The sequence below is a fragment of the Halomonas sp. H10-59 genome (assembly GCF_040070555.1).
Classification (GTDB): domain Bacteria; phylum Pseudomonadota; class Gammaproteobacteria; order Pseudomonadales; family Halomonadaceae; genus Halomonas; species Halomonas litopenaei.
The window spans coordinates 2,272,488-2,294,552 of the sequence record NZ_CP098828.1 but is presented as its reverse complement, the minus strand read 5'-3'; the positions used below and the strand labels follow the sequence as shown (position 1 = coordinate 2,294,552).

The 22,065-nt window shown below is 64.3% G+C and carries 16 protein-coding genes; 8 read left to right on the top strand and 8 right to left on the bottom strand.

Features of this window, described 5'->3' with window-relative positions; genetic code table 11:
• Positions 1-123: 123 nt before the first annotated feature.
• The 5 genes from NFG57_RS09915 to gorA all read right to left on the bottom strand — a co-directional run bounded on the left by NFG57_RS09915 (position 124) and on the right by gorA (position 5,717).
• Positions 124-1,095 carry a transporter gene (locus tag NFG57_RS09915; protein WP_348816107.1) on the bottom strand — a complete coding sequence of 324 codons (972 nt, stop codon included), beginning with the start codon at positions 1,093-1,095 and terminating at the stop codon, positions 124-126.
• A 283-nt stretch (positions 1,096-1,378) separates the two neighbouring features.
• Entirely contained in the window at positions 1,379-1,771 is a 393-nt protein-coding gene (locus NFG57_RS09910) for an ectoine synthase (RefSeq protein ID WP_045992068.1), read from the bottom strand.
• A 194-nt stretch (positions 1,772-1,965) separates the two neighbouring features.
• Positions 1,966-3,231, bottom strand: a complete 1,266-nt coding sequence (ectB, locus tag NFG57_RS09905) for a diaminobutyrate--2-oxoglutarate transaminase (RefSeq protein WP_045992067.1) — start codon at positions 3,229-3,231, stop codon at positions 1,966-1,968.
• Between the two features lie 85 nt (positions 3,232-3,316).
• Complete coding sequence (gene ectA / locus NFG57_RS09900; RefSeq protein ID WP_045992066.1) at positions 3,317-3,895, bottom strand: diaminobutyrate acetyltransferase; 579 nt, start codon at positions 3,893-3,895, stop codon at positions 3,317-3,319.
• 460 nt (positions 3,896-4,355) lie between these two features.
• On the bottom strand, positions 4,356-5,717 hold the full coding sequence (gene gorA, locus NFG57_RS09895; RefSeq protein ID WP_240184148.1) for a glutathione-disulfide reductase: 1,362 nt from the start codon (positions 5,715-5,717) through the stop codon (positions 4,356-4,358).
• A 222-nt stretch (positions 5,718-5,939) separates the two neighbouring features.
• Between gorA and can the strand changes: the two genes are divergently transcribed.
• From can to NFG57_RS09855, 8 genes are all read left to right on the top strand, one after another.
• Complete coding sequence (gene can, locus NFG57_RS09890; protein WP_045992064.1) at positions 5,940-6,587, top strand: carbonate dehydratase; 648 nt, start codon at positions 5,940-5,942, stop codon at positions 6,585-6,587.
• Between the two features lie 397 nt (positions 6,588-6,984).
• Positions 6,985-8,556: an ABC transporter substrate-binding protein gene (locus NFG57_RS09885; protein WP_108133617.1), complete on the top strand. Its 1,572-nt coding sequence runs from the start codon at positions 6,985-6,987 to the stop codon at positions 8,554-8,556.
• Between the two features lie 104 nt (positions 8,557-8,660).
• Complete coding sequence (locus NFG57_RS09880; protein WP_348816105.1) at positions 8,661-9,707, top strand: ABC transporter permease; 1,047 nt, start codon at positions 8,661-8,663, stop codon at positions 9,705-9,707.
• Positions 9,704-10,645: an ABC transporter permease gene (locus NFG57_RS09875; protein ID WP_045992061.1), complete on the top strand. Its 942-nt coding sequence runs from the start codon at positions 9,704-9,706 to the stop codon at positions 10,643-10,645. Before NFG57_RS09880 ends, NFG57_RS09875 begins: the two co-directional genes overlap by 4 nt.
• Before the next feature lie 10 nt (positions 10,646-10,655).
• On the top strand, positions 10,656-11,678 hold the full coding sequence (locus tag NFG57_RS09870; protein WP_108133615.1) for an ABC transporter ATP-binding protein: 1,023 nt from the start codon (positions 10,656-10,658) through the stop codon (positions 11,676-11,678).
• 65 nt (positions 11,679-11,743) lie between these two features.
• Positions 11,744-12,772, top strand: coding sequence for an oligopeptide/dipeptide ABC transporter ATP-binding protein (locus tag NFG57_RS09865; protein ID WP_045992090.1), 1,029 nt, complete (start codon positions 11,744-11,746; stop codon positions 12,770-12,772).
• A 108-nt stretch (positions 12,773-12,880) separates the two neighbouring features.
• Positions 12,881-13,810: a LysR family transcriptional regulator gene (locus NFG57_RS09860; protein ID WP_045992059.1), complete on the top strand. Its 930-nt coding sequence runs from the start codon at positions 12,881-12,883 to the stop codon at positions 13,808-13,810.
• A gap of 27 nt (positions 13,811-13,837) precedes the next feature.
• On the top strand, positions 13,838-14,884 hold the full coding sequence (locus NFG57_RS09855) for a hydrolase (protein ID WP_348816104.1): 1,047 nt from the start codon (positions 13,838-13,840) through the stop codon (positions 14,882-14,884).
• Between the two features lie 127 nt (positions 14,885-15,011).
• Here the strand turns inward: NFG57_RS09855 and NFG57_RS09850 are convergent, their stop codons facing one another.
• Genes NFG57_RS09850 through NFG57_RS09840 form a run of 3 tightly spaced genes read right to left on the bottom strand, consistent with a single transcriptional unit; the run spans position 15,012 to position 21,917 of the window.
• Entirely contained in the window at positions 15,012-19,100 is a 4,089-nt protein-coding gene (locus NFG57_RS09850; RefSeq protein WP_348816103.1) for a translocation/assembly module TamB domain-containing protein, read from the bottom strand.
• Between the two features lie 34 nt (positions 19,101-19,134).
• Positions 19,135-21,015 (bottom strand): autotransporter assembly complex family protein, encoded by a 1,881-nt coding sequence (locus NFG57_RS09845; protein ID WP_348816102.1) that lies wholly within the window; start codon positions 21,013-21,015, stop codon positions 19,135-19,137.
• Between the two features lie 32 nt (positions 21,016-21,047).
• Positions 21,048-21,917: a hypothetical protein gene (locus tag NFG57_RS09840; protein WP_124804730.1), complete on the bottom strand. Its 870-nt coding sequence runs from the start codon at positions 21,915-21,917 to the stop codon at positions 21,048-21,050.
• Positions 21,918-22,065 lie beyond the last annotated feature (148 nt).

Genomic DNA, 22,065 nt, shown 5'->3' with positions numbered 1-22,065 from the left:
CGATGCAGAACAACCGTAGAAACGGGCGCCGCTGAGCGCCCGAGAACATGGCGGAGATTCGTTCGGGGGAAGGATCGAGGCGGCGCGCCCGAACCATCGGATCGGGCGCTGGTCGGGAGATGGCTAGAAGGCCCAGGCCGCCGACAGCGACACCGTATCGCCATCGAAGCGATTTTCGGATGACACATCGTGAAGCCACTTGCCGATCAAGGTGACCGGCGCCTGGCCGAGTGAGACGCTCTTCATGAAGGCCGGCCCTACCCCTGCCCCGCTACTGCGAAAACCATCTTCCAGGCGATCCGGTACCGGTCCCGAGTCCGACTCGAGCTGTTCGTACACGTACCCGGCCAGACCCAGTCCGAAGCTTGGTGTCAGGTACTTCGCCGCCAGTACGTCCAAGTGAAACTCGTCGCCGGTGGTGTAGTCGGTGGCATCGTTCTTGAAGTTGAACAGGATGCCCGCGGTCATCGACAGGTCCCATCCGCTTTCGGGCAGCCAGCTGTAGGTAATGGTGGGATCGATCGACCAGTAGTGCCGCCCCAGGTTGATCCGATCGTTCTCGTCGTAGCGCCCCACCGGAATATTGATACCCACCGCCGCCGTGGTGTGGTGAGTCCCGTTGGCCCAGTTGAGGGCGACCGGCACCAGGTACGGATCACCGAAGCCGCTGTTGCTTCCGGTGTTGAAGCGTTCCTGGCCTGGGATGCTGGCCTCGAGATCGACGCTGACGTCAAACACGTAGGGAAGATTGATCCCGGCGATGTAGGTGGCACCGAGCCACTCGACGTCGGTCACCCAGGTCAGCTTGAGCAGGTTGAACCACAGCGTCTGGTCGAGACCCGCCGACAGCCGCCCGCCCAGGGGGCGCGCGCCGATATCGCCCTCGTAGCGCACCAGGTCGTTGCGCGCATAGACCCCGGGTGGCGGGGCCAAGCCTGCGGCAAAGTCGTTATAGGCGCCCGGTACATAGATGCTGCTGCCACCTTCCGAGGCATGAGCCGTCGCTGGGGCCAGCAGTGCTGCACCAAGGATCGGCGCTGCCAGCAGGTAGTGATACATACCGGAGGTCAGGAGTCGGGGGCGACAAATGGCCATGGGGACGGTTCCATTGAGAAGTTTGCTGCAAAGTATAGGAAGCACTACGAACTTTTGGGCACAATTTTGACGTACCTGCCTCCTATGCCCCCACGTACCCTGCTGCTCTTCCCGTGACGTCTACCTCCAGCGTCCTGCGACTACTTCGGTCGTCCTGCGATTACTTCGGTCGATTGGCCAGATACGACAACGGCGCCCCAAGGGGCGCCGTTGTCGGGTGCGGGAAGCGAGACTTACCCGCTCCCACACTTGCTCTTTCCTGTTCAATCCTGACGGTACGCCCTTACTCGCCGGCGGGCGCGTAGGAGCCATCTTCGCGGTGCACTTCCTTGCCCGTCAGGCCCGGAGTGAACACGCAGGCCAGGTGCATGGTCTTGGAAGCACGCAGCAGGTGCTCGTCATGCTGATCCAGGATGTAGATGTCGCCCGGCTTGATCGGCCAGATCTTGCCGTCGGCCAGGGTCTCCACCTCGCCTTCGCCCTCGATGCAGAACACCGCCTCGAAGTGATGCTTGTAGTGGATGTGGGTCTCGGTACCCTCGAAGATACGGGTGATGTGGAAGGAACACTGACCGCCGTCATCGGCGAGCATCAGGCGGGTGCTGTCCCAGTTACCGTTCTCTGCCTTTACCAGGCGGTCGGTCTGACGAGCTTCTTCCAGGTTGCGAACGATCATCGAATTCTCCGTTGTCGGGTGTCGGGGGCGTCGGCGGTGCCGGGCATCGAAAGGCCCTGTGCGAGGCTTCGAGCGCTGGTGGCGTCCGCAGAAAAAGCGAGGGCGAGCCCTCGCTTTACATATTGCTCAGGGCAGGATCAGCGGCACCTTGCTGCTGGCGCCTGCCCGCAGATAGCCTGCGGGCGTATCCTGTTTCAGCTTAGCGCCTCGTGGGTGCTGCGCTCGAGGATATCGAGACCTTCGATCAGATCCTCGTCGGTGATGGTCAGCGGACACAGGCACTTGACCACCTCACCGTCCTGGCCACTGGTCTCGATCACCAGGCCGTTCTCGAAGGCCTTGGCGGTGATCTTGTCGGCGATATCGCCGCTTTCCACGTCGATGCCGCGCATCAGGCCGCGGCCACGCTCGGAAGCCGGATACCCCTTGTCGCTAAGCCAGGCGGCGATCTTCTGAAAGCGCTCTTCCACGATCCGCGCCTTGCGCTGGATGTCACGCTCGAAGGTATCGTCGCTCCAGTACTTGCGCATGGCAGCGGTAGCGGTGACGAAGGCCAGGTTGAAGCCACGGAAGGTACCGTTGTACTGACCCGGCTTCCACTTGTCGAGCTCCGGGCGCATCAGCACGTGGGCGAACGGCAGGCCGAGTGCGGACAGCGACTTGGAGTTGGTGACGATGTCCGGTGTGATGCCGGCATGCTCGAAGCTGAAGAACTTGCCGGTACGACCGCAGCCCGCCTGGATATCATCGATGATCAGCAGGATGTCATTGTCGCGGCAGATGCCCTCGAGACGCTTGAGCCAATCCAGGCCGGCCACGTTGATGCCACCCTCGCCCTGGACAGTTTCGACGATGACCGCGGCGGGCACGTCGAGACCGCCGGACTTGTCGCCGAGCAGCTTCTCGAAGTAGTCCAGGGTATCGGTCTCGCTCCCCATGTAACCATCGAAGGGCATGAAGGCTGCACCCTGGGTCGGAATACCGCCGGTCGCCTCGCGGAACTTGCGGTTGCCGGTGGTGGCCAGCGCTCCCATGGTCACGCCGTGGAAGCCATTGGTGAACGTCACGATGTTGTGACGACCCTTGGCCACACGAGCGAGGCGAATGGCAGCCTCGACGGCATTGGTGCCGGTCGGCCCCGGGAGGTGGACCTTGTAGTCGAGACCACGCGGCTTGAGGATCACCTCTTCCAGGGTCTCCAGATAGTCGCGCTTGGCGGCGGTCCAGAAATCAAGACCGTGGATGATGCCGTCGGTGGCCAGATAGTCGACCAGCGCCTGCTTCAGGTGCGGGTTGTTATGGCCGTAGTTCAAGGTGCCGGCACCGGCCAGAAAGTCGATGTACTCGCGGCCTTCCTCGTCGGTCAGGCGAGCGTTCTGCGCCTTGGTGAAGACCACCGGAAAGGAACGGGAATAGGTACGAACTTCGGATTCCATGCGTTCGAGGATCTGGGTCTGCATTGCGACCTCCTGTCGGGTTCGTAGGGGAAGTTATCGGGTATCGGTGGCGACGGACGCTGGCGCCCTGTCACCACCCTGGAAGCCGTTAGATACGCGTCGTGTCGAAGGGACCGATGCGCACCAGGTTTTCCGGATCGTGCTCTCCACCCAATTGGTCGGTAGAGAAGTACTCGCGGCTGTTCAACGGCGCCTGCCAGCGATCGGCCAGGCGGCGGAACAAGCCCCAGGAAGCCTGGTTATCCGGTGTGATGGTGGTCTCGAGGTGGTGGACCTCGGCAAATTCAGGGCGGGTCAGTATGGCTTCGACCAGTCTGCGGGCCAGGCCGGTACCGCGGGCCTTCTCGCCCACCGCGACCTGCCATAGAAAGTAGGTGTCCGGAGCATTGGACTTCACGTAGCCGGAGACAAAGCCGACGATCTCGCCTTCCTCGTTGGTGGCAACGGCACAACTGTCACGGAACTGGGTGGCCAGCAACAGGTAGGCGTAGGCGGAGTTGACGTCCAGGGGCGGGCAGGACTTGACCAGCTCGTAGATGCCCCAGCCATCCTCGGGAGTGGACTTGCGTATAAACAACGGCGCCGCTTCGTGACCCACCACCGCGTCCGCCACCGTAGGCTTGGCGAGGTCGGCTGATGGTGTGAAGGGCTCAGTGCTTGCGGTCATGTTCGTTATGCTTCGCTGTAGCGAATTTGGACAACCATTATAACAGTCGAGTATGACATTTCAAAATCTGGATTATTCTTAACCCCTGGAAGCATAAAAAAAAATTATGCGAGCGGCGCCAGGCCACGTCTCATGGCGGCTCGGAGCGATCACTGCCGCTCACCTCCCCCTATCCCTTTGGCGTAATCGATTGCCTCTCCAACGAGACGATTTCGTCCGCCTGAAGCAGTATAGTCGGCCCTTTCGGATCGGCGAGAAAAGGCCACAAAAAAGGGCACCCACAGGTGCCCTTGTCGTATCGTGACGCCGGTCTCAGGTACGGGTCGGCGTGCGCATGGTGACAAACTCTTCGGCGCCGGTCGGGTGGATGCCGACGGTGGCATCCAAAACAGGCGGCCTTGGTCTCTCGTCAAAAGATAAGGGCACCCACTGGTGCCCTTGTCGTATCGTGACGCCGGACTCAGGTACGCGTCGGCGTGCGCATGGTGACGAACTCTTCGGCGCCGGTTGGGTGGATGCCCACGGTGGCGTCGAAATCTGCCTTGGTCAGGCCCGCACGCACCGCGATGGCGATGCCCTGGATCACCTCGCCGGCCTCCTCGCCGACCATGTGCGCCCCTACCACCACGTCGCTTTCGTCGTCGACGATCAACTTCATCAGGCAGCGTTCATCGCTGCCGGACAGGGTGTGCTTCATGGGACGGAAGTCGGCGCTGTAGACGCGGACCGCCTTGCACACCTCGCGGGCCTTCTCTTCGGACAGGCCAACGGTGCCGATATTGGGATGGCAGAACACCGCAGTGGCGATGTTGTCGTAGTTCATCGGCGCCTTGGGCGCGTCACCGTAGTGGTGTGCAACCAGATGCATGGCCTCGGCCAGGGCCACCGGCGTAAGCTCAGGACCGCCGGTCACGTCGCCCAGCGCCAGGATCGAGGGCACCGAGGTCTCGAAGCGATCGTTGACCTGGATGGAGCCGTTCTCGTTGAGCGCGATGTCGAGCTGGTCCAGGCCCAGGCCTTCAAGATGCGGCTTGCGGCCGGTGGCGGACAGCACCGCATCCACCTCAAGGGTCTCGCCGTTGGTCAGGGTGGCCTTGATCCCGCCTTCGACCTTCTCGAGGGACTCGATGTTGGTGTTGAAGTGCAGGTTGACGCCCTTCTTGGCCATCTCGTCGCGGGTGAACTCGCGCACCTCCTGGTCGAAGCCGCGCAGGAACAGGTCGCCGCGATACAGCAGGTGGGCGTCGGCGCCCAGGCCGTTGAAGATGCTGGCGAACTCCACGGCGATATAGCCGCCGCCAAGCACCAGAAAGCGCTTGGGAAACTCATCCAGGTCGAAGATCTGGTTGGAGTTCATGGCCAGTTCGCTGCCGGGGAACGGCGGCACCCAGGGCCAGCCACCCACCGCCACCAGGATCTTCTCGGCGCTGATGGTCTCGCCGCCGACCTCGACACGGTGTTCGTCCACCACCTTGGCGCGACCGTTGATCAGGCGCACCCCGGCGTTGTCCAGCAGCTTGCCGTAGATGCCGTTGAGTCGCTTGATCTCACCGATCTTGTTGTCGCGCAGGGTCGCCCAGTCGAAGCTCGGCGCCTGGTCGAGCTGCCAGCCGAAGCCGCGAGCGTCGTCGAAAGCCTCGTGGAAGTGTGCGGCGTAGGAGTAGAGCTTCTTGGGCACGCAGCCCACGTTGACGCAGGTACCGCCGAGGTAGCGATCCTCGGCGACGGCCACCCTGGCCCCGGTTGCCGCCGCGGTACGGGCAGCGCGGACACCACCGGAGCCGGCACCGATGACAAAGAGGTCATAGTCGAATTGTGACACTTGCGTCTCCTGATTCTGTTGCTGGGGCCCTTGTTGTCGGGACCGCTTTCGGATCATTAGGGGCCTGGCCTACCAGGGACCTGCCTCGAGGCCCACCAGGATGGGAAACCTTCCCATGATACCAGCGGGCTGGCTACCACGGGAGGGTGCTTGACCACCTTGACCGAGGGGGGTAAAAACATGCACCACTTTAGCCATCCACTGCTTGCACGGGGAAAGTTCATGAGTGATATCGACAATCTGCTCGCCAATAATCGGGCCTGGGCCGACAGAATCTGCCAGGAAGACCCTGATTTCTTTGCCCGCCTTGCTCAGCAGCAAAGCCCGGAGTATCTGTGGATCGGTTGTTCCGACAGCCGCGTGCCGGCCAACCAGATCATCGACCTTCCCCCGGGTGAGGTGTTCGTCCACCGCAACGTCGCCAACCTGCTCTACCACAATGACATGAACGCCCTGTCGGTGGTGCAGTTCGCGGTGGACGTGCTCAAGGTACGTCACATCATGATCGTCGGCCACTACAACTGTGGCGGCGTGCGCGCTGCGGTCACCGGCGGCGAGAACGGTATGGTGGACAACTGGTTGCACAGCGTACGCGAACTCTACAGCATGCATCGCTCGGAACTCGAGCATCTGCCGCTGGACGAGCAGGTGGATCGCATGTGCGAGCTCAACGTCAAGTCTCAGGTCAAGACGCTGTGTCGTACCAAGATCGTCCAGCGTGCCTGGCAGCGCGGCCAGGCGCTGTCGGTGCATGGCTGGGTGTATGGCCTCAGTGACGGTCGTGTCACCGACCTGGAATGCAGCGTCCACGGCCTGGATCAGGTCGCCCAGCTCTATCGCATCGATCGCGTCTGCCCGCCCCAGCAGTGACGGCTGGTCTGAACTGACCGATTGACCGCCAGGCGACCCTAGGCACCACTGTCGCCTCGGCGCTGTGTCGATTGCCCTTTCGCGCCCCCGAATCTCGTTCGGGGGCGCTTGCACTTGCGGTTACCTCACTCGCCTCCGCCGGCTACCTCAGCTCCTCTATTTCCCCTTACTTTTCTGTCTGCGCCACCTTCTCGTCGCTCAGCGCTTGTCTGCTCCTTGAAGACACGCTCCCCGGGCCCATATTCGTTCCTCGCATGGGTGCTGTCACAATTTCGATTGTGTTTAAACGCGACACCTCACTATGTTGATGCAGGACATTGACTAGCCGGCGCTTACAACATTGACCAAGGCGTCCGACTGGCAATTACAACAACCTCAACAAGCAGGAACTCCTTCCATGTTCAAGAAGACCCTTCTGGCCGGTGCCCTCGGTGCCGCCATGCTGACGGCTGCCCTGCCCCAGACCGCACTGGCCGAAAACACCCTGCGCATGGCCTACGACGCCGATCCGGTGTCGCTGGACATCCATGAGCAGCTCTCCGGCGGTATCCTGCAACTGTCGCACATGGCCTTCGATCCGCTGGTGCGCTGGACCAAGGACTTCGAGTTCGAGCCCAGACTCGCCACCGAGTGGGAGCAGGTCGACGACACCACCATGCGCATCAGCCTGCGCGAAGGGGTCACCTTCCATTCCGGCAACCCCTTCACCGCCGAGGACGTCGCCTGGACCGTCGAGCGCCTCAAGCGCAGCCCGGACTTCAAAGCGATCTTCGAGCCTATCGAGACGGTCAACGTGGTCGATGAGCACACCGTGGAGATCATCTCCAAGCGGCCCAACCCGCTGCTGCTGAACATGGCCACCTACATCTTCCCGATGGACAGCCAGTTCTATTCCGGCGAGACCGACGGCGGCAAGGCCAAGGACGAGATCGTCAAGAACGGCAACTCCTACGCCTCGCGCAACATCTCCGGTACCGGCCCCTTCCAGGTGACCAACCGCCAGCAGGGCGTTCGGGTCGACTTCGAACGCTTCGATGACTACTGGGACAGCGAGTCCCCGGGCAACGTCGACGCCATCACCCTGACTCCGATCGGCGAGAACGCCACCCGCGTCGCCGCCCTGCTGTCCGGTGACGTCGACTTCATCGCGCCGGTACCGCCCAACGATCTGGAGCGTATCGAGAGCGACGAGGACACCAATCTGGTGACCATGTCGGGCACCCGCATCATCCTGTTCCACATGAACCAGGAGCGGGTCGAGGCCTTCCAGGACCCGCGTGTTCGCCAGGCCTTCAACTACGCGATCAACCAGGAAGGCATCGCCGATCGTCTGATGAAGGGCTTCGCCACCCCGGCCGCCCAGTTCTCGCCGGAGGGTTACTCCGGCCACAACCCGGATCTCGAGCCGCGCTTCGATCTCGACCGGGCCAAGGAACTGATGGCCGAAGCGGGCTATGAGGACGGCTTCTCGGTCAGCATGATGGCGCCCAACAACCGCTACGTGAACGACGCCAAGATCGCCCAGGCGGTAGCCGCCATGCTGGCGCGGATCAACGTCACGGTGGACCTGAAGACCCTGCCCAAGGCCCAGTACTGGGGCGAGTACGATGATCGCGCTGCCGACATGATGATGATCGGCTGGCACTCCGACACCGAAGACTCCGCCAACTTCCACCAGTACCTGACCGAGTGTCCGGACGCCGACAGCGGTGGCGGCCAGTACAACGCCGGCAACTACTGCAACGAGGAGCTCGACCAGCTGATGGTCGACGCCAACCTCGAGGTGGATCTGGAGAAGCGTGGCGAGATGCTGCGTGAGCTCGAGCAGGGCCTCTACGACGATGCCGCCTTCATTCCGCTGCACTGGCAGAACCTGGCCTGGGCCTCGGCGGCCAACGTCGACATCGAGCCGGTGGTCAACGTGATGAACTTCCCCTACCTCGGGGATCTGGTCATCGAAGAAGAGTAAGACGACAGGCACCGCCACGCGGTGCCTGCAAGCTCCCATTCAGCAGCTGCCTCGGCTCCGTGACATGGTCGCGGAGTCGAGCGCCTGTACCCTGGACAATCCCCATGATCGCATTTCTGATCAAGCGCCTCTTTCATGCGCTGCTGGTGATGTTTGTCATCAGCGTGATCGCCTTCGCCATCCAGGACAACCTGGGTGATCCCATCCAGCAGATGGTGGGTCAGTCGGTGCCCGAGAGCGAGCGCGAGGTGCTGCGCGAGGAACTGGGGCTCAACGATCCCTTCCTGGTGCAGTACTTCCGTTTCGCCGTCAACGCCGCCCAGTTCGACTTCGGCTATTCGTACATCTACAACGAGCCGACTACCGAGGTGGTCCTGCGACACCTGCCGGCGACCCTCGAGCTGGTATTCGCCTCGACCCTCCTGATCATCTTCCTGTCGGTGCCGATCGGCGTCTACAGCGCGATCAAGCCCCGCGCCTGGCTGTCCCGTTTCTTCATGGGGGTGTCGATCATCGGCATCTCCATCCCGGTGTTTCTCACCGCTATCGTGTTGATCCAGCTGTTCGCCATCGGCGTGAGCTTCACGCCCTTCCCCGCCGATACCGGCTGGGGCGCCTGGCTCAACGGCCTGCTGTCCACCGAGGGCGGCATGCCGGCCTACGGTCGCGGCGACCCGATCCACGTGTTCGGCACCTGGACCACCAACTTCGCCTCGCTGGAAGGGCTGACCTACCTGGTGCTGCCGGCCATCTCGCTGGCCTCGATCATGCTGCCGCTGTTCATTCGCCTGATCCGCGCCGAGATGCTCGAGGTGATGCAGTCGGAGTACGTCAAGTTCGCCCGGGCCAAGGGCATCTTGATGCGTCGCATCTACTTCCTGCACGCGCTGAAGAACACCATGTTGCCGGTCATCACCGTCGGCGGCGTGCAGATCGGCACCCTGGTGGCCTACACCATCCTCACCGAGACGGTGTTCCAGTGGCCCGGCATGGGCCTGATGTTCCTCGACGCCATCGAGCGCTCGGACATCCCCCTGATCGTGACCTACCTGATGATCGTCGGCCTGATCTTCGTGATCACCAACACCCTGGTCGACCTGATTTACGGCCTGGTCAATCCCACCGTCAAGCTGACAGGTAAGCCCGCATGAGCACCCAGAGCACTGCGACGAGCAGCCGGTGGGAGCGGTTTCGCGACTCCTACCTCTTGTACAGTTTCAAACGCGACCTGATCGCCCAGACCAGTCTTCTGATCTTCGTGGTGATGGTCCTGGCCGCGCTGCTGGCGCCTTGGCTTGCGCCGGCCGACCCCTATGACCTGGCCCAGATCGACATCCTTGCATCCGAGCTGCCGCCGTTCTGGATCGACGGCGCCGACCCCCAGTACCTGATGGGTACCGATTCCCAGGGGCGCGACCTGCTCTCGACCATCCTCTACGGCATGCGGGTGTCGCTGGTCATCGGCTTCGGCGCCGTGGCGCTGCAGGCCACCCTGGGGGTGTGCTTCGGTCTGCTGGCGGGCTACCTGGGTGGGCGCGTCGACGCCTTTCTGATGCGCCTGGCGGATATCCAGCTGTCGTTCTCGACGCTGATGGTGGCCATCGTGGTGGGCGCCCTGTTCAAGGCGATCTTCGGCGGCGCCACCTACTCCGACTATGCCATGTGGCTGCTGGTGCTGATCATCGGCCTGGCCGAATGGCCCCAGTACGCCCGTACCGTGCGTGCCTCGGTGCTGGCAGAGCGCTCCAAGGAGTACGTCGACGCCGCCCGGGTGATGGGCCTGCGCAGCCGGCGGATCATGTTCCGTCACATCCTGCCCAACACCCTGTCGCCGATCTTCGTCATCTCCACCGTGCAGGTGGCCAATGCCATCATTTCCGAGGCAGCGCTGTCGTTTCTCGGCCTCGGCATGCCCGAGACCCAGCCGTCGCTGGGCTCGTTGATCAAGTCCGGCTTCGACTATATCCAGTCCGGTTCCTGGTGGATCACCCTGATTCCGGGCCTGGTGCTGGTGGTGCTGGTGCTGGTGATCAACCTGCTCGGCGACTGGCTGCGCGACGTGCTCAATCCACGACTGTACAAGGGCTGAGGTAGACATCATGGCACTACTCGACGTCAATCACCTCGACGTGCGCTTCGCCCTGCGACAGGGCGACGTGAAGGCACTGCGCGATGTGTCGTTCAGCCTGGATCGTGGCGAGCGTCTGGGCATCGTGGGCGAATCCGGCGCAGGCAAGTCGGTCGCCGCCTTCAGCCTGCTGAATCTGATCGCCAAGCCGGGCTATATCGCCGGTGGCAGCATCACCTTCGATGGCCAGGAACTGACCGGGCTCGGCGAGCGCGCCCTGCGCAAGGTGCGCGGCCACCGCATCTCGATGATCTTCCAGGATCCGATGATGACGCTCAATCCGGTGCTGTCCATCGGTGAGCAGATGGTGGAATGCCTCAAGGCCCACCGCCGTATCTCCAGCAAGGAAGCCCGCGCGATCTCGCTGCGCAAGCTCGAGCAGGTGCAGATCCCGTCGCCGGAAAAGCGCCTGGACCAGTATCCCCATGAGCTGTCCGGCGGCATGCGTCAGCGCATCATCATCGCCATCGCGCTGCTGCTCGACCCGGATATCATCATCGCCGACGAGCCCACCACCGCCCTGGATGTGACCATTCAGGCGGAGATCATGGCGCTGTTGCTGGAACTGTGCGAGAAGCACAACGTCGGCCTGATCCTGATCACCCACGATCTCGGCGTGGTCAGCCAGGTGACCCAGCGCATGCTGGTGATGTACGCCGGACGGGTGATCGAGCAGGGCCCGACCCGAGAGATCATCAATGATCCCCAGCATCCCTACACCCAAGGGTTGATCAACGCCCTGCCCCAGATGGCGACCCCGGGCGAGCGGCTCAACCAGATACGTGGCAGCATGCCGTCGTTGAGCCAGCTCCCCAGCGGCTGTCCGTTTCATCCGCGCTGCGACTTTACCCAGCGCCACGACGGCAGCGAACGGACACCCTGCAAGACCGAGGTACCGGCCTTCGTGCGCTCCGGCAACTGTGAGGTGGCCTGCCATATGGTCGCCGAGATGCAGGATGCCGAACGCATCGTGGCCAGGGAGGACAACTCATGAGCCAGACCACTCAGGCAGCCGTCAAACCGCCGACCGAGCCGATTCAGCAGGACGGCCCCGCCGACATGAACCCTGCCGCTGGAGGCGACAGCCTGCTCGAGATCCGCGGGCTGGAAAAGCGCTTTTCACTGTCCGGGGATTTCCTCGAGCAGCTCAAGTTCCGGCGTGGTCGTATCGTGCGCGAGCAACAGCACGTGCACGCGATCAATGGGGTCGACCTGGACATCCGCCGCGGGGAGTCGCTGTGCGTGGTGGGCGAATCCGGCTGCGGCAAGTCGACGGTAGCGCGTACCGTAATGGGCCTGCTGCGGCCCAGCGCCGGCGAGATCCATTACGACGGCGAGCGTATCGATCATCTCGATTCGAAAGCATTGCTGCCTTTCCGTCAGCGCATGCAGATGATCTTCCAGAACCCCTACGCCTCGCTCAATCCGCGCATGACCATCCAGCAGACGCTGGAAGAGCCGATCCGCCTTCACCACCCCGACTGGAAGCCACAGCAGGTCGTCGACAAGGTCCACGAGGTGATGAGCTCGGTAGGCATCGCCCCGGACTGGGGCTCGCGCTATGGCCACGAGTTCTCCGGTGGCCAACGACAGCGTATCGCCATCGCCCGGGCGCTGGCGGTGGATCCGGAATTCATCGTCGCCGACGAGCCAATTTCGGCGCTGGACGTGTCGATCCAGGCCCAGGTGCTGAACCTGTTGATGGAAGCCCAGCGCGAGCACCATCTCACCTACCTGTTCATCACCCACGACCTGGCGGTGGTGGAGCATTTCGGGACCCGGGTGGCGGTGATGTACCTGGGCCGCGTGTGCGAGGTGGCGCCCACGGCGACGCTGTTCGCCCGCCCGCGTCACCCTTACACCCAAGCGCTGATGTCGGCGATTCCACGCCTGGAGGACGACCGTCCCCAGCACCTGCGCCTGCAGGGAGAGGTGCCGACCCCGGTGAACCTGCCCTCGGGCTGCGTGTTCCACGGGCGCTGCCCCCACGCCAACGAGCGCTGCCGCCGGGAGATCCCCCGTCTGATCGCCACCGACGAGGGCGGCCAGGTCGCCTGTCATGGTGTCGAGGAAGGTCGTCTGTCTTGACCGCTGCCTTGACCTCCATCGCCGTCACCTGCAATACGCCGACGCCGGGTACGCCCGGCGTCGGGTTATCTGGCACAATCGACGTTTCGCAGGACAGGTGACACTTCCATGGAAATACGTTGGCTGGAAGACTTTCTCGCCTTGGCCCGCACGCGTCATTTTTCCCGTGCCGCCGAAGAACAGAACGTGACTCAGCCCACCTTCTCCCGGCGCATCAAGCTGCTCGAAGAGGAGATGGGCACCACCCTGATCAACCGTCAGACCCTGCCGCTGTCGCTGACGCCGGCCGGCGAGGCCTTCCTCGCCATGTGTCACGACGTCACCCGGCGGGTCGACCTGACCCGCCAGCGACTGGCGCAGATGGCCGAGGAACAGGCCGGACAGCTACGCCTGGGGGCACCCCAGAGCCTGCTGGCGCAGTTCCTGCCCCAGTGGCTCAGCGGCTGGCAGTCGCCACCGCCGCTGCAGCCCTACCTGCGTGCCACGGCCTGGCTGGTGGGCGACTATTTCCAGGGACTGGCCTCCGGCGAGATCGATCTTGCCCTGTGCTACTGGCCGACCAGCGGCAATCCGCTGGAACTGGCCAACGAAGACACCGATTACTGCGTCATCGGCCGCGAGCGCTTTATGCCGGTGTGCCTGCCGGATGCCAGCGGCCAGCCTCGCTTTGCGCTGGAAGGCGGCAAGGGGCGCGCCCTGCCGTTGATCGCCTATCATCCCCGGGGCATGATCGACGCCGCCATCCGCTCCCATCTGGACCGACTCGGCGACGCCCCTACACTGACGGTGCTCAACGAGAGCGTACAGAGCGGCAATATCCGAGAACTGGTCGCGCTGGGCTATGGCCTGGGCTGGTTGCCCGAGCGCAGCCTGGGCGAGGCCCTGGCCTCCGGCGCGCTGGTGGCGGCAGGACCGCCACGCTGGACGGTGTCCTTCGATATCCGCCTGTATCGCCACCTCTCGACCCGTCGCGCGGCGGTCGATGCCGCCTGGCAGGAGCTGTGTGCTCACGCCCTCGACGCCGAGGCTCAACCATGACGCCCCGATGCCCCCGGAGACCTTGCCTTGCCCCAGCCTGACGCCCATTCAAGCTTGCCCCCGGCCACCTCGGGCCTTCGCGCGGATGCAGCAACACCGGGCGGCTTTCGTGCCGCCCGCTGGCTGTCCAATCCGCATGTCCAGACGCTGCTGCCGCGGGTGCTCCGCCCCGCCGAGGTGGACTGGCGGCAGGAGTTTCTCGCGCTGCCCGACGGTGACGAGGTAGAGCTTAGCTGGGTGCTACCGGAACCCGAAGACCCCCGCGCCCCTGTCTTTGTGCTTTTCCACGGCCTCGAGGGGGGAATCACCTCGCCCTACGCCCACGATCTGCTGGCGGCCGCCAGAGACCAGGGCTATCGGGCCTTGCTGATGCACTTCCGTGGCTGCGGCTCTCGCCCCAACCGTCTGCCGCGCGCCTACCACAGCGGCGATACCGGGGACGCAAGGGTGTTGCTTGAGGTACTGGGCGATCGCTATCCCGAGGCACCCAAGGTCGCCGGTGGCGTGTCGCTGGGGGGCAATATGCTGCTACGGCTGGTCGCCGAAGAGGACGCGAACTCGTTGGGGCTCGACGCCGCGGTGGTGATCAGCGCGCCGCTGGATCTGGCGGCCTGCGCCCAGCGCCTGGGCGAGGGTTTTTCACGGGTCTACGAACGCCACCTGCTGGCCTCGCTCAAGCGCAAGGTGATACCTCGGCTCGAACGCGGTGAGCTTTCCCTCAAGGTCAGCGTCGAGCAGGTGCGCCGGCTTAAGCGCCTGCGCGACTACGACGACGTCATCACGGCGCCGATGCACGGCTTCCTGGACGCCGATGACTACTATGCCCGCGCCTCCAGCGGCCCGGTGCTCGATCGGGTGGCCGTTCCCACCCTGATGCTGCATGCCCGTGACGATCCTTTCATGCCGGCCGACCTAATCGAGCGCTTCCCGGCTCGCTCGCCGCTGGTGACCCTGGAAGTCGCCGAACGCGGCGGCCATGTCGGATTCATGGAGCCAGGCCCTCGCCGCCCTCGCCCTTGGCTTGGCCGACGGCTGGCGCGCTACCTGCAGGAGCTGTCGCTGGACAAGCAATGACATGGCTCCTGCTCATGCAAGGGCAAGTCAGATCAAGCAATGTCACGCAACATCACACAAGAGCCCCGGCCATGGCCGGGGCTCTTGTGCTTTACGCCGTGTGTTGCGTGGGGTGCTGCGCGCTTGGTCACTGCAGTTCCGGAGGCTCTCCCGGCAGGCTCCAGGTGTAGATCAGGTCCACCGCCTGGGCGGCGCCGGAGACCGCTTCCAGGTAGAGGCTCCTCCATAGCTGGTAGGTCAGGGTCAGCTCGGCGATGGGCGAGAAGATGCCGACGCCGTAGCCCACCTCCAGACGGTCGGTGAGACGGCCGCTGACCACCACCTGACTGCTCTCGCCACTGCCGGAGGTATCCAGCGACAGGTCCTGGATGCCGAAGGCCTCACCCATGGCGCCTACCGCCCCCCCGGTCTTGCCCAGGGTCAGGCCGATCAGCGCCGAGGTCAGGGCGCCGCTGGAGTCGCCGCTGTCATCCGGCGCCCGGCCGCGCAGCACGTAGGACAGCGCCCGAGACTCGTCCATCGACGGCTCGGAGAAGATCTCCAGATCGGGCTGGCTGGCGGTACCGGTGACCTTGAGACCGGCGATCACTCCGTCTTCGGTGCTGGCCGGGTTACGGATAGCCTCGAAGTCCAGCGTCGGCAGACTCGGCGGGCCGGCGAAGATCAGCTTGCCCTGGCGAATCTGCAGATCCTGGCCGTAGGCGCGGAAGCGGCCATCGACCAGGCTGACGTCGCCGAACAACTGCAGTGGCCCGTTGTTCTGGCGCACCTCCAGATCCCCTTCCAGCTCGGTCTGCAGACCGTAGGCGCTCAGGCGCATGTCGGGTCCCAGCAGCAGCCGTACGCGGATGTCGATGGCCATGCCCGCCTCGGCCATGGCCTCGGCGGTGGATTCTCCTACCGGGTCTTCCTGGGCACGCCGTTCGGCCTCCTTGGCCTCCTCGTCCATCTCGCGGGTGATGATGATCTCGTCACCGCTCGGGGTGACCGCGGAGGCCGGGACGTCACCGACCTTGAGCCTGGCCCAGGGGATCCGCACCTCGCCACGTACCCGCAGTCGCGAGGGGTTGGCGGTGATGGTCAGGTCCGGGGCCAGCTTCAGCTTGCCGAAGGCCGGCATGGCGGCGAGCAGTGGATCCTGCACCGCGGACAGCGCCATATTGGCCTCCCAGCTACCGTCAGGCCAGGCGGCGTCACCGGTGATATTCAGGCGCCCTTCCTCGGCGTCCACATGGCCGGAAATCCGCGCGCTGTCGCCGGACAGCGCGATATCCAGCCGTCCGTCGGTGACCGCCAGGGGGATATCACCACCGTGGACCCTGAGCCCGGTCAGACTGATGTCGCCACTGAGGTCGGGTGCCTCGCGGCTGCCGGCGATACGGATGGTGCCGCCAAGACTGCCCTCGAGTTCATCGAGGCCGGCCGCCAATGGCTGATAGGGTGCCAGGCGCACGTCGGTAATGGTCAGGGTGCCGTCCAGGCCGCCGCGTCCCATGGGATCGTCGATGGCCAGGGCCAGGTCGATATCGCCGCTCTGGGCCAGTGACAGCGCCAGGTCCATGTCGATGCGGGCCTCGCTGGCGTCTGCACTGAGCGACATGCTGGTGGCAGGCACCGACCAAGGCTGGCCATAGGCGTCCTCGCCGGTCACGCTGACCTCGCTGTCGACCTGGACGTCGGCCTGCCAGCGACTGCCGCCGGCCGACCAGCCAGCGACGACACGAGCGCCGGTGTCGCCGTCGATGGCCCAGCCCTGAGGCAAGGCCTCGTTGACCAGATCCATGGGCAGCTCATTGATCTCGAGGGTCAGCGAGCCGGCGTCCGCCGAGGCGCTCAGCGGCTCGCTGATGCACACGGCGCCGCCCTGGCGACGTGCCAGGCAGAAGGGCTCGGCCTGGACCGACCCCGCGGCCAGGTCGGCCTCGAAGCTCAGCGGATCAGCGAGGGCGATATCGCCCTGGGGCAGCGTGACCTCCAGCGGCGACAGGGTGCCCTGATAGCGGTCGCGGGCCTCGTTCATGGCCCCGTCAAGGGCCAGTACCAGACGGTTGAGTGGCCCGTCCTCGCTGCCCTCCACGGTGAGCTCAAGGCGGTGATCCGACAGCCGCCCATCGAGATCCAGGGCGATATCGGAGAATCGCTGACCGCCGGCTTCGACCTGTCTTGCCTCAAGACCAATATCGAGCTCGGGGTCGTCGATACCGGCCACACGGCCGGACAGCGACAGTTCGCCGACACGATTTTCCTCAAACGCTACCCCGCTGCCGTTCATGGCCAGGTCTAGCTGAGGCGCCTGGAGGCTGCCGCTGGCCGTGATGTCACCGGATAGCTGGCCGGCAAGCCCCGGATACAGGCTCGCCATGTCCGGCAGTGATATCTCGGCGTCGACGTCGAGGTTGGACTCGCTGACCTGGCCGACGGCCTGGATGCGATTGTCGCCCTGGCGGAAATCGAGGCTGTCGATGTCCCACTGCATATTGCTGTTGCCGGCGAGCTGGGCCTCCAGCGACAGCGGACGGCCATCGAGGGTACCCTCGATATCCAGCGCCGGCACCTCCACCCGCCAACCCTCATCGGTCTGGGCGAAAGCCACCTGCAGGGTGCCGTCGATATCCCCCGCGAGGCCTTCGACGAAGGGTTCCGGATTAAGGTCCGTGAGGGTCGCTGCCGCCTCCACCGAGACGCCGTCAGACCAGTCGACACGTCCCTCGGTGCTGAGCGCGCCGGCACCCTCCGGTGCGACCTCAAGAGGCGCCCAGGCAAACTGTGAAAGATCCCCCTGCCCCTGAAGGGCCAGGGTGGTTGGCGGTACATCCGGTCCCTCGGCGGCCAGGGCCAGTTGCAGCGTATAGCCGGTCAGGGAACCCTCGATGGCGAGATCCAGATCGCGGGCGATCCACGGCTCCACCTCGGCCGTGGCAGCGGTGGCATTGCCAGCTTCAGCATTGTCTGGTGCGCTTGTCTCGGCGTCGCTCACCTCGCCAGTCTCTTCGATGCCTTCAGGCAGGGGGCTGTCCATGCCAGGCAGCGGCCATTGCAGTCTGGGGCTCTGGAAGGTGGCGCTGAAGGGCAACGTGGGGTCGAGGGCGTCGAGTCGGGCGACCAGGTGGGTGTCCACCGGGCCCGAGGTCTTCAGGTCGATTTCCAGGTCGGCCAGACTGCCGGCTGCGCTCAGCTCGACCCGCTCGCCGGACAGCGCCGGGAAGATTTCCGGCAGGTACAGATCGGCGGCAAAATTGAGCTCCAGCGGGTAGTCGCCGCTCAACGTGGCGCGGGCCTGGAGCTCGGCGTCGGCATCGGCGGAGGCCACCGCCAGGGGCTCGATGGTAACGGTCTGGCCGCGGGCATCGAGACTCAGGTCCAGACGCTCGACGTGGTAGTCGAAGGCACCGTCGACGGTGGTGTCCTCGACCACCAGCTCGGGTACTTCAATGGCCAGTGGCAAGGTGACCTCGGGCAGCACCAGACGCTCACGCTCATCCAGCGGGATGTCATCGGCCTTGGCTGCGGCCCCTTCCATCTCGGCGGCGGCCTCGCTCGGCAACGGCGAGCGCACCGCGATGGCGGCGTCGATGGCCTCGGCGCTGACGATGGGCCCTTCATGTTCGGCGTCGCTCAGGGCCAGCATGGCGCCGGGCGTCAACGGCAGGGTCAGATGAAGACCCGCCAGGCGCGTGGGTCGAACGCTAAGGGTATCGCCCTCGGCCACCGCCGCGGTGGTGAAGCTGTCCCAGGCCAGTCGGGTGCCGTCGGCCAGTTGCACGGCGACGTCCTCGACCGCCAGTTCACGGATCTCGACGGGAAACGGCAACGCCAGGGGCCCCGGCTCGGCGCTGGTCGGTTCGGGTTCGACGGGAGGCTCCTCCGCGGCTTCGCTCTCGCCCAGGCGTACGTCGGTACCCGACACCCTCAGGTAATCAAGACACAGCCGGCCATCAAGAACGCAGTCCTCTGCCCAGGACAGCGACAACGTGTCCACCGACAGCCGCAGGCTGCCCATCTCCATGCGAAAGCCATCCAGCGCAAAGGTGTCGAGCAGCGCGCCTTCGACCGCCTCGTACTCGAGAAAGCCCATGCGCTGGCCCTGATCCAGCGCCATTCGGGTGCCCCAGGGACTCAGCACCAGGCCGCCAATCAGCAGCACCAGGCCAACCAGGGTCAACGGCAGCCAGATCAGCAGACGTGTCAGGGCCCACAGGGCGCGTCCTTTTCTCATTGAAGCCTCGTGTCAGGGGCCAGCGGCATCGGGTTCAAAACTCGGGCCCGATGGCGAAGTGCAGCCGGAAATTGTCGTCTTCGTCATCGAAGGGATGGGCGACATCGAAGCGGATCGGGCCGACCGGAGATATCCAGCGCACGCCCAGACCCGCGCCCTTGTTCAGGTCGCCAGGCCACCACTCGGAGAAGGCGTCACCGACATCGAAGAAGGCCGCGCCCCACCACTTGCCGGTGATCCGGCGCTGGGCCTCGACGCTGGCGGTAAACTCGTGCTGACCGCCTTCCAGGTCGCCGTTCTCGTCTTCCGGCGACAGCGACTCGTAGCTGTAGCCACGCACGCTGGAGTCACCACCGGTAAAGAAGCGAAGCGAAGGGGGAATCTTCTCGAAATCGTCGGTATTGATCGCGCCGACACCCAGTCGGCCGATAAAGCGGTTGTCGTCACCCAGTTTGCGGATCCAGGCGGTATCGCCGGTCATGCGGAAGAACTCGGCGTCAGAGCCCCAGGCGTCGCTGGAGTACTGCAGTTCGAGATTCTGGCGATCGCCCCAGGTGGGAAACTGAGGGTTGCGCGTGCGGGTACGCGACCAGCTTACCCCGGGATACAGCAGCAGCACCTGATCGGACTGCTCCCCCTGAGTAAAGTCCTCGTAGGTGGCGCGCAGATAGACCGTCTGCTCCCAGTCATTCTCGAACACCCAGTGCCGACCAAAATCGACGGTACTCTCGAAGCTTTCGGTGTCCTCGATGTCCTGCTTGCGCAGCCCGTACTGCAGTCGGTAGCTATCGTTGAGCGGATCCTCCAGCGGGATCTTGTAGGTGCCGCTGAACTGCTGATCCGGTGCCGACAGGTATAGCTGATTGGTCCAGCTATGGCCGTAGCGGTTGACCCAGGGCTGCTCCCAGGAGAACTGCAGGCGCGGCCCCACATCGGTGGCGAAGCCGATACCCGCCTCGAACTGGTGACGATCCGCCGGCGTCACGCTGACATCGATCGGCATGGTCGGGAATTCCGGCGGATACAGCCCAAGCGCCACCGCCAGAGCGTCGCGGCTGATCCGCGGCCCCTGGTACGGCGTCGGGATCTCCGCGACGTCCACCGAGTACCACCAGTTGTCGTTCTCGGGCAGCGCCAGGGAGCCCTTCTGGCGTTCCAGGCGGGGGCGTACCGTCAGCGAGCCGAACCATTCGGTCTCGCTCAACTGGTTGTTGAGTTCGGCGACGTCGCTTGCCAGGTAAGGATCGCCGTAGTCGAAGGGCACCAGATTGCGCAGGCGTTCCTCGACGATGTGATGGCCCTTGAAATTGACCTTGCCGAAGCGATAGCGCGGCCCGCTGTCCATGCCCAGGTACAGCCGGGCGCTGTTGGCCCAGGGGCGAATTTCCATGCGCTCATCTGTGAACTGCCAATCGAAGTAGCCTCGCTCCACGGTCAGGCCCTGCAGCCTGCCCTTGAGACTCTCGTAGGGGGCGTGTTTTAGGATGTCGCCTTCCTCTTGCGGATAGGCGTCGATCGCCAACTGAAAGGGGGCGTCATCGCGGGCGTCGCCCTCCAGGGTGAAATCGATCACTTCCAGCTTGACCGGCTCCCCCTTGTCGATGGTGAGGAAGACCTCCTGGGGCTCGTCATCGCGGTCGAAACGCATCTCGATCTGCGGTTCATAGTAGCCGTAGACCCGCATCGCCTCCTGGGTCAGTCGAACCACCTCGTTGCGCAGCCGCTCCACACTATACTGGCTGCCGTCGAGCCCCTGCAGGTAGACCTCGACATTGTTGGCCATATCCCCTTCGATACCGACGATCTCGGCATCCATGCCCAGGGCCGGCACCGACACCGAGACCAGGCAAAGGGCGGCCCCTGATCGACGGACGAACGGACCCAGACCCGAACAAGCGGGAACGCGATTTTCCATAATAGACTGGCTTTCCTGACGTGGGTGCTGGATCAACGCAGCGCCTCCAGTTGGGCGCTGAACGCGAGCTGGGACTGACGCAGTTCGCGAAGATCGGCGCCAAGCGACCGGGCGCTGTCATCCAGCGCATCCAGGCGCTGCTCGAGCCTGGCTTCCATTGCGCGACGTTCCTCCGCACCATCTTGGCGCGATTGGCGCAGGCCTTCAACGTCCTCGTCCAGGGAGGCAAGCCGCTGCTCCAGGGTGTCGAACCGCGGCAACAGCTGTCCCAAGCGAGTATCCAGGCGCGTTACCACCTCATCGACCCTGGTAGTCAGCGACCCCAACCGGCCGGCAAAGGACTCGCGGGCATCATCGAAGCGGTCCATGCGAGCCTCCAGGGCACCTCGGGCATTGTCGCCGGCTCGTTCAACGGCACCCAGCGATGTGCGTGTCGCCGCCAGCGTATCGGCGATGGAGGCGATACGCTCTTCGACATCCTGCAGAGTGTCGGCGTTGTTGCTGTGTTGGTCCAGCGTTGTCTGTGCCTGTTCGGAAACAGTGTTTCTTATATTCTCGGCGGTCGACTCGAGTCGCTGGGCCAGGGCATCGTCCCGCTGTTCGAGTTCGGCCACTCGCCGCTGGATGTCCGCCACCAGGTCCCCTTCTCCCTGCTCGGCGTCGAACCGCGCATGAATGTTGGACAACTCCCCCCTCAAGCGGGTCAGCTCACCCTCGAGCCGCTGACGTTCCTGCCAGGCCAGCCAGCCAGCGGCCCCCACTGCACAGATAATCAACAGCACCAGTAGCCATAACGGCCAAAGTCTAGGCGCCGGGGGCCGGCGATAGCGAGCGGCGGATACACTCTCTCCTGGATCGGGTACGATAGCGCCCGGACGGCCGACTTCCGGTGGATGCCCCATGAAACTCTCCTTGCGGTTCAGCGTGTGGCACTGTGGCACCGGATGACATCGCTGGCTCAGGGCCGATCACGTGCCACGGGCCTTGGCGGCCAAAGTTGGCTGATAGTGTAAGGTTTTTTACCATATTTACGCACGGCAGACGGATAAC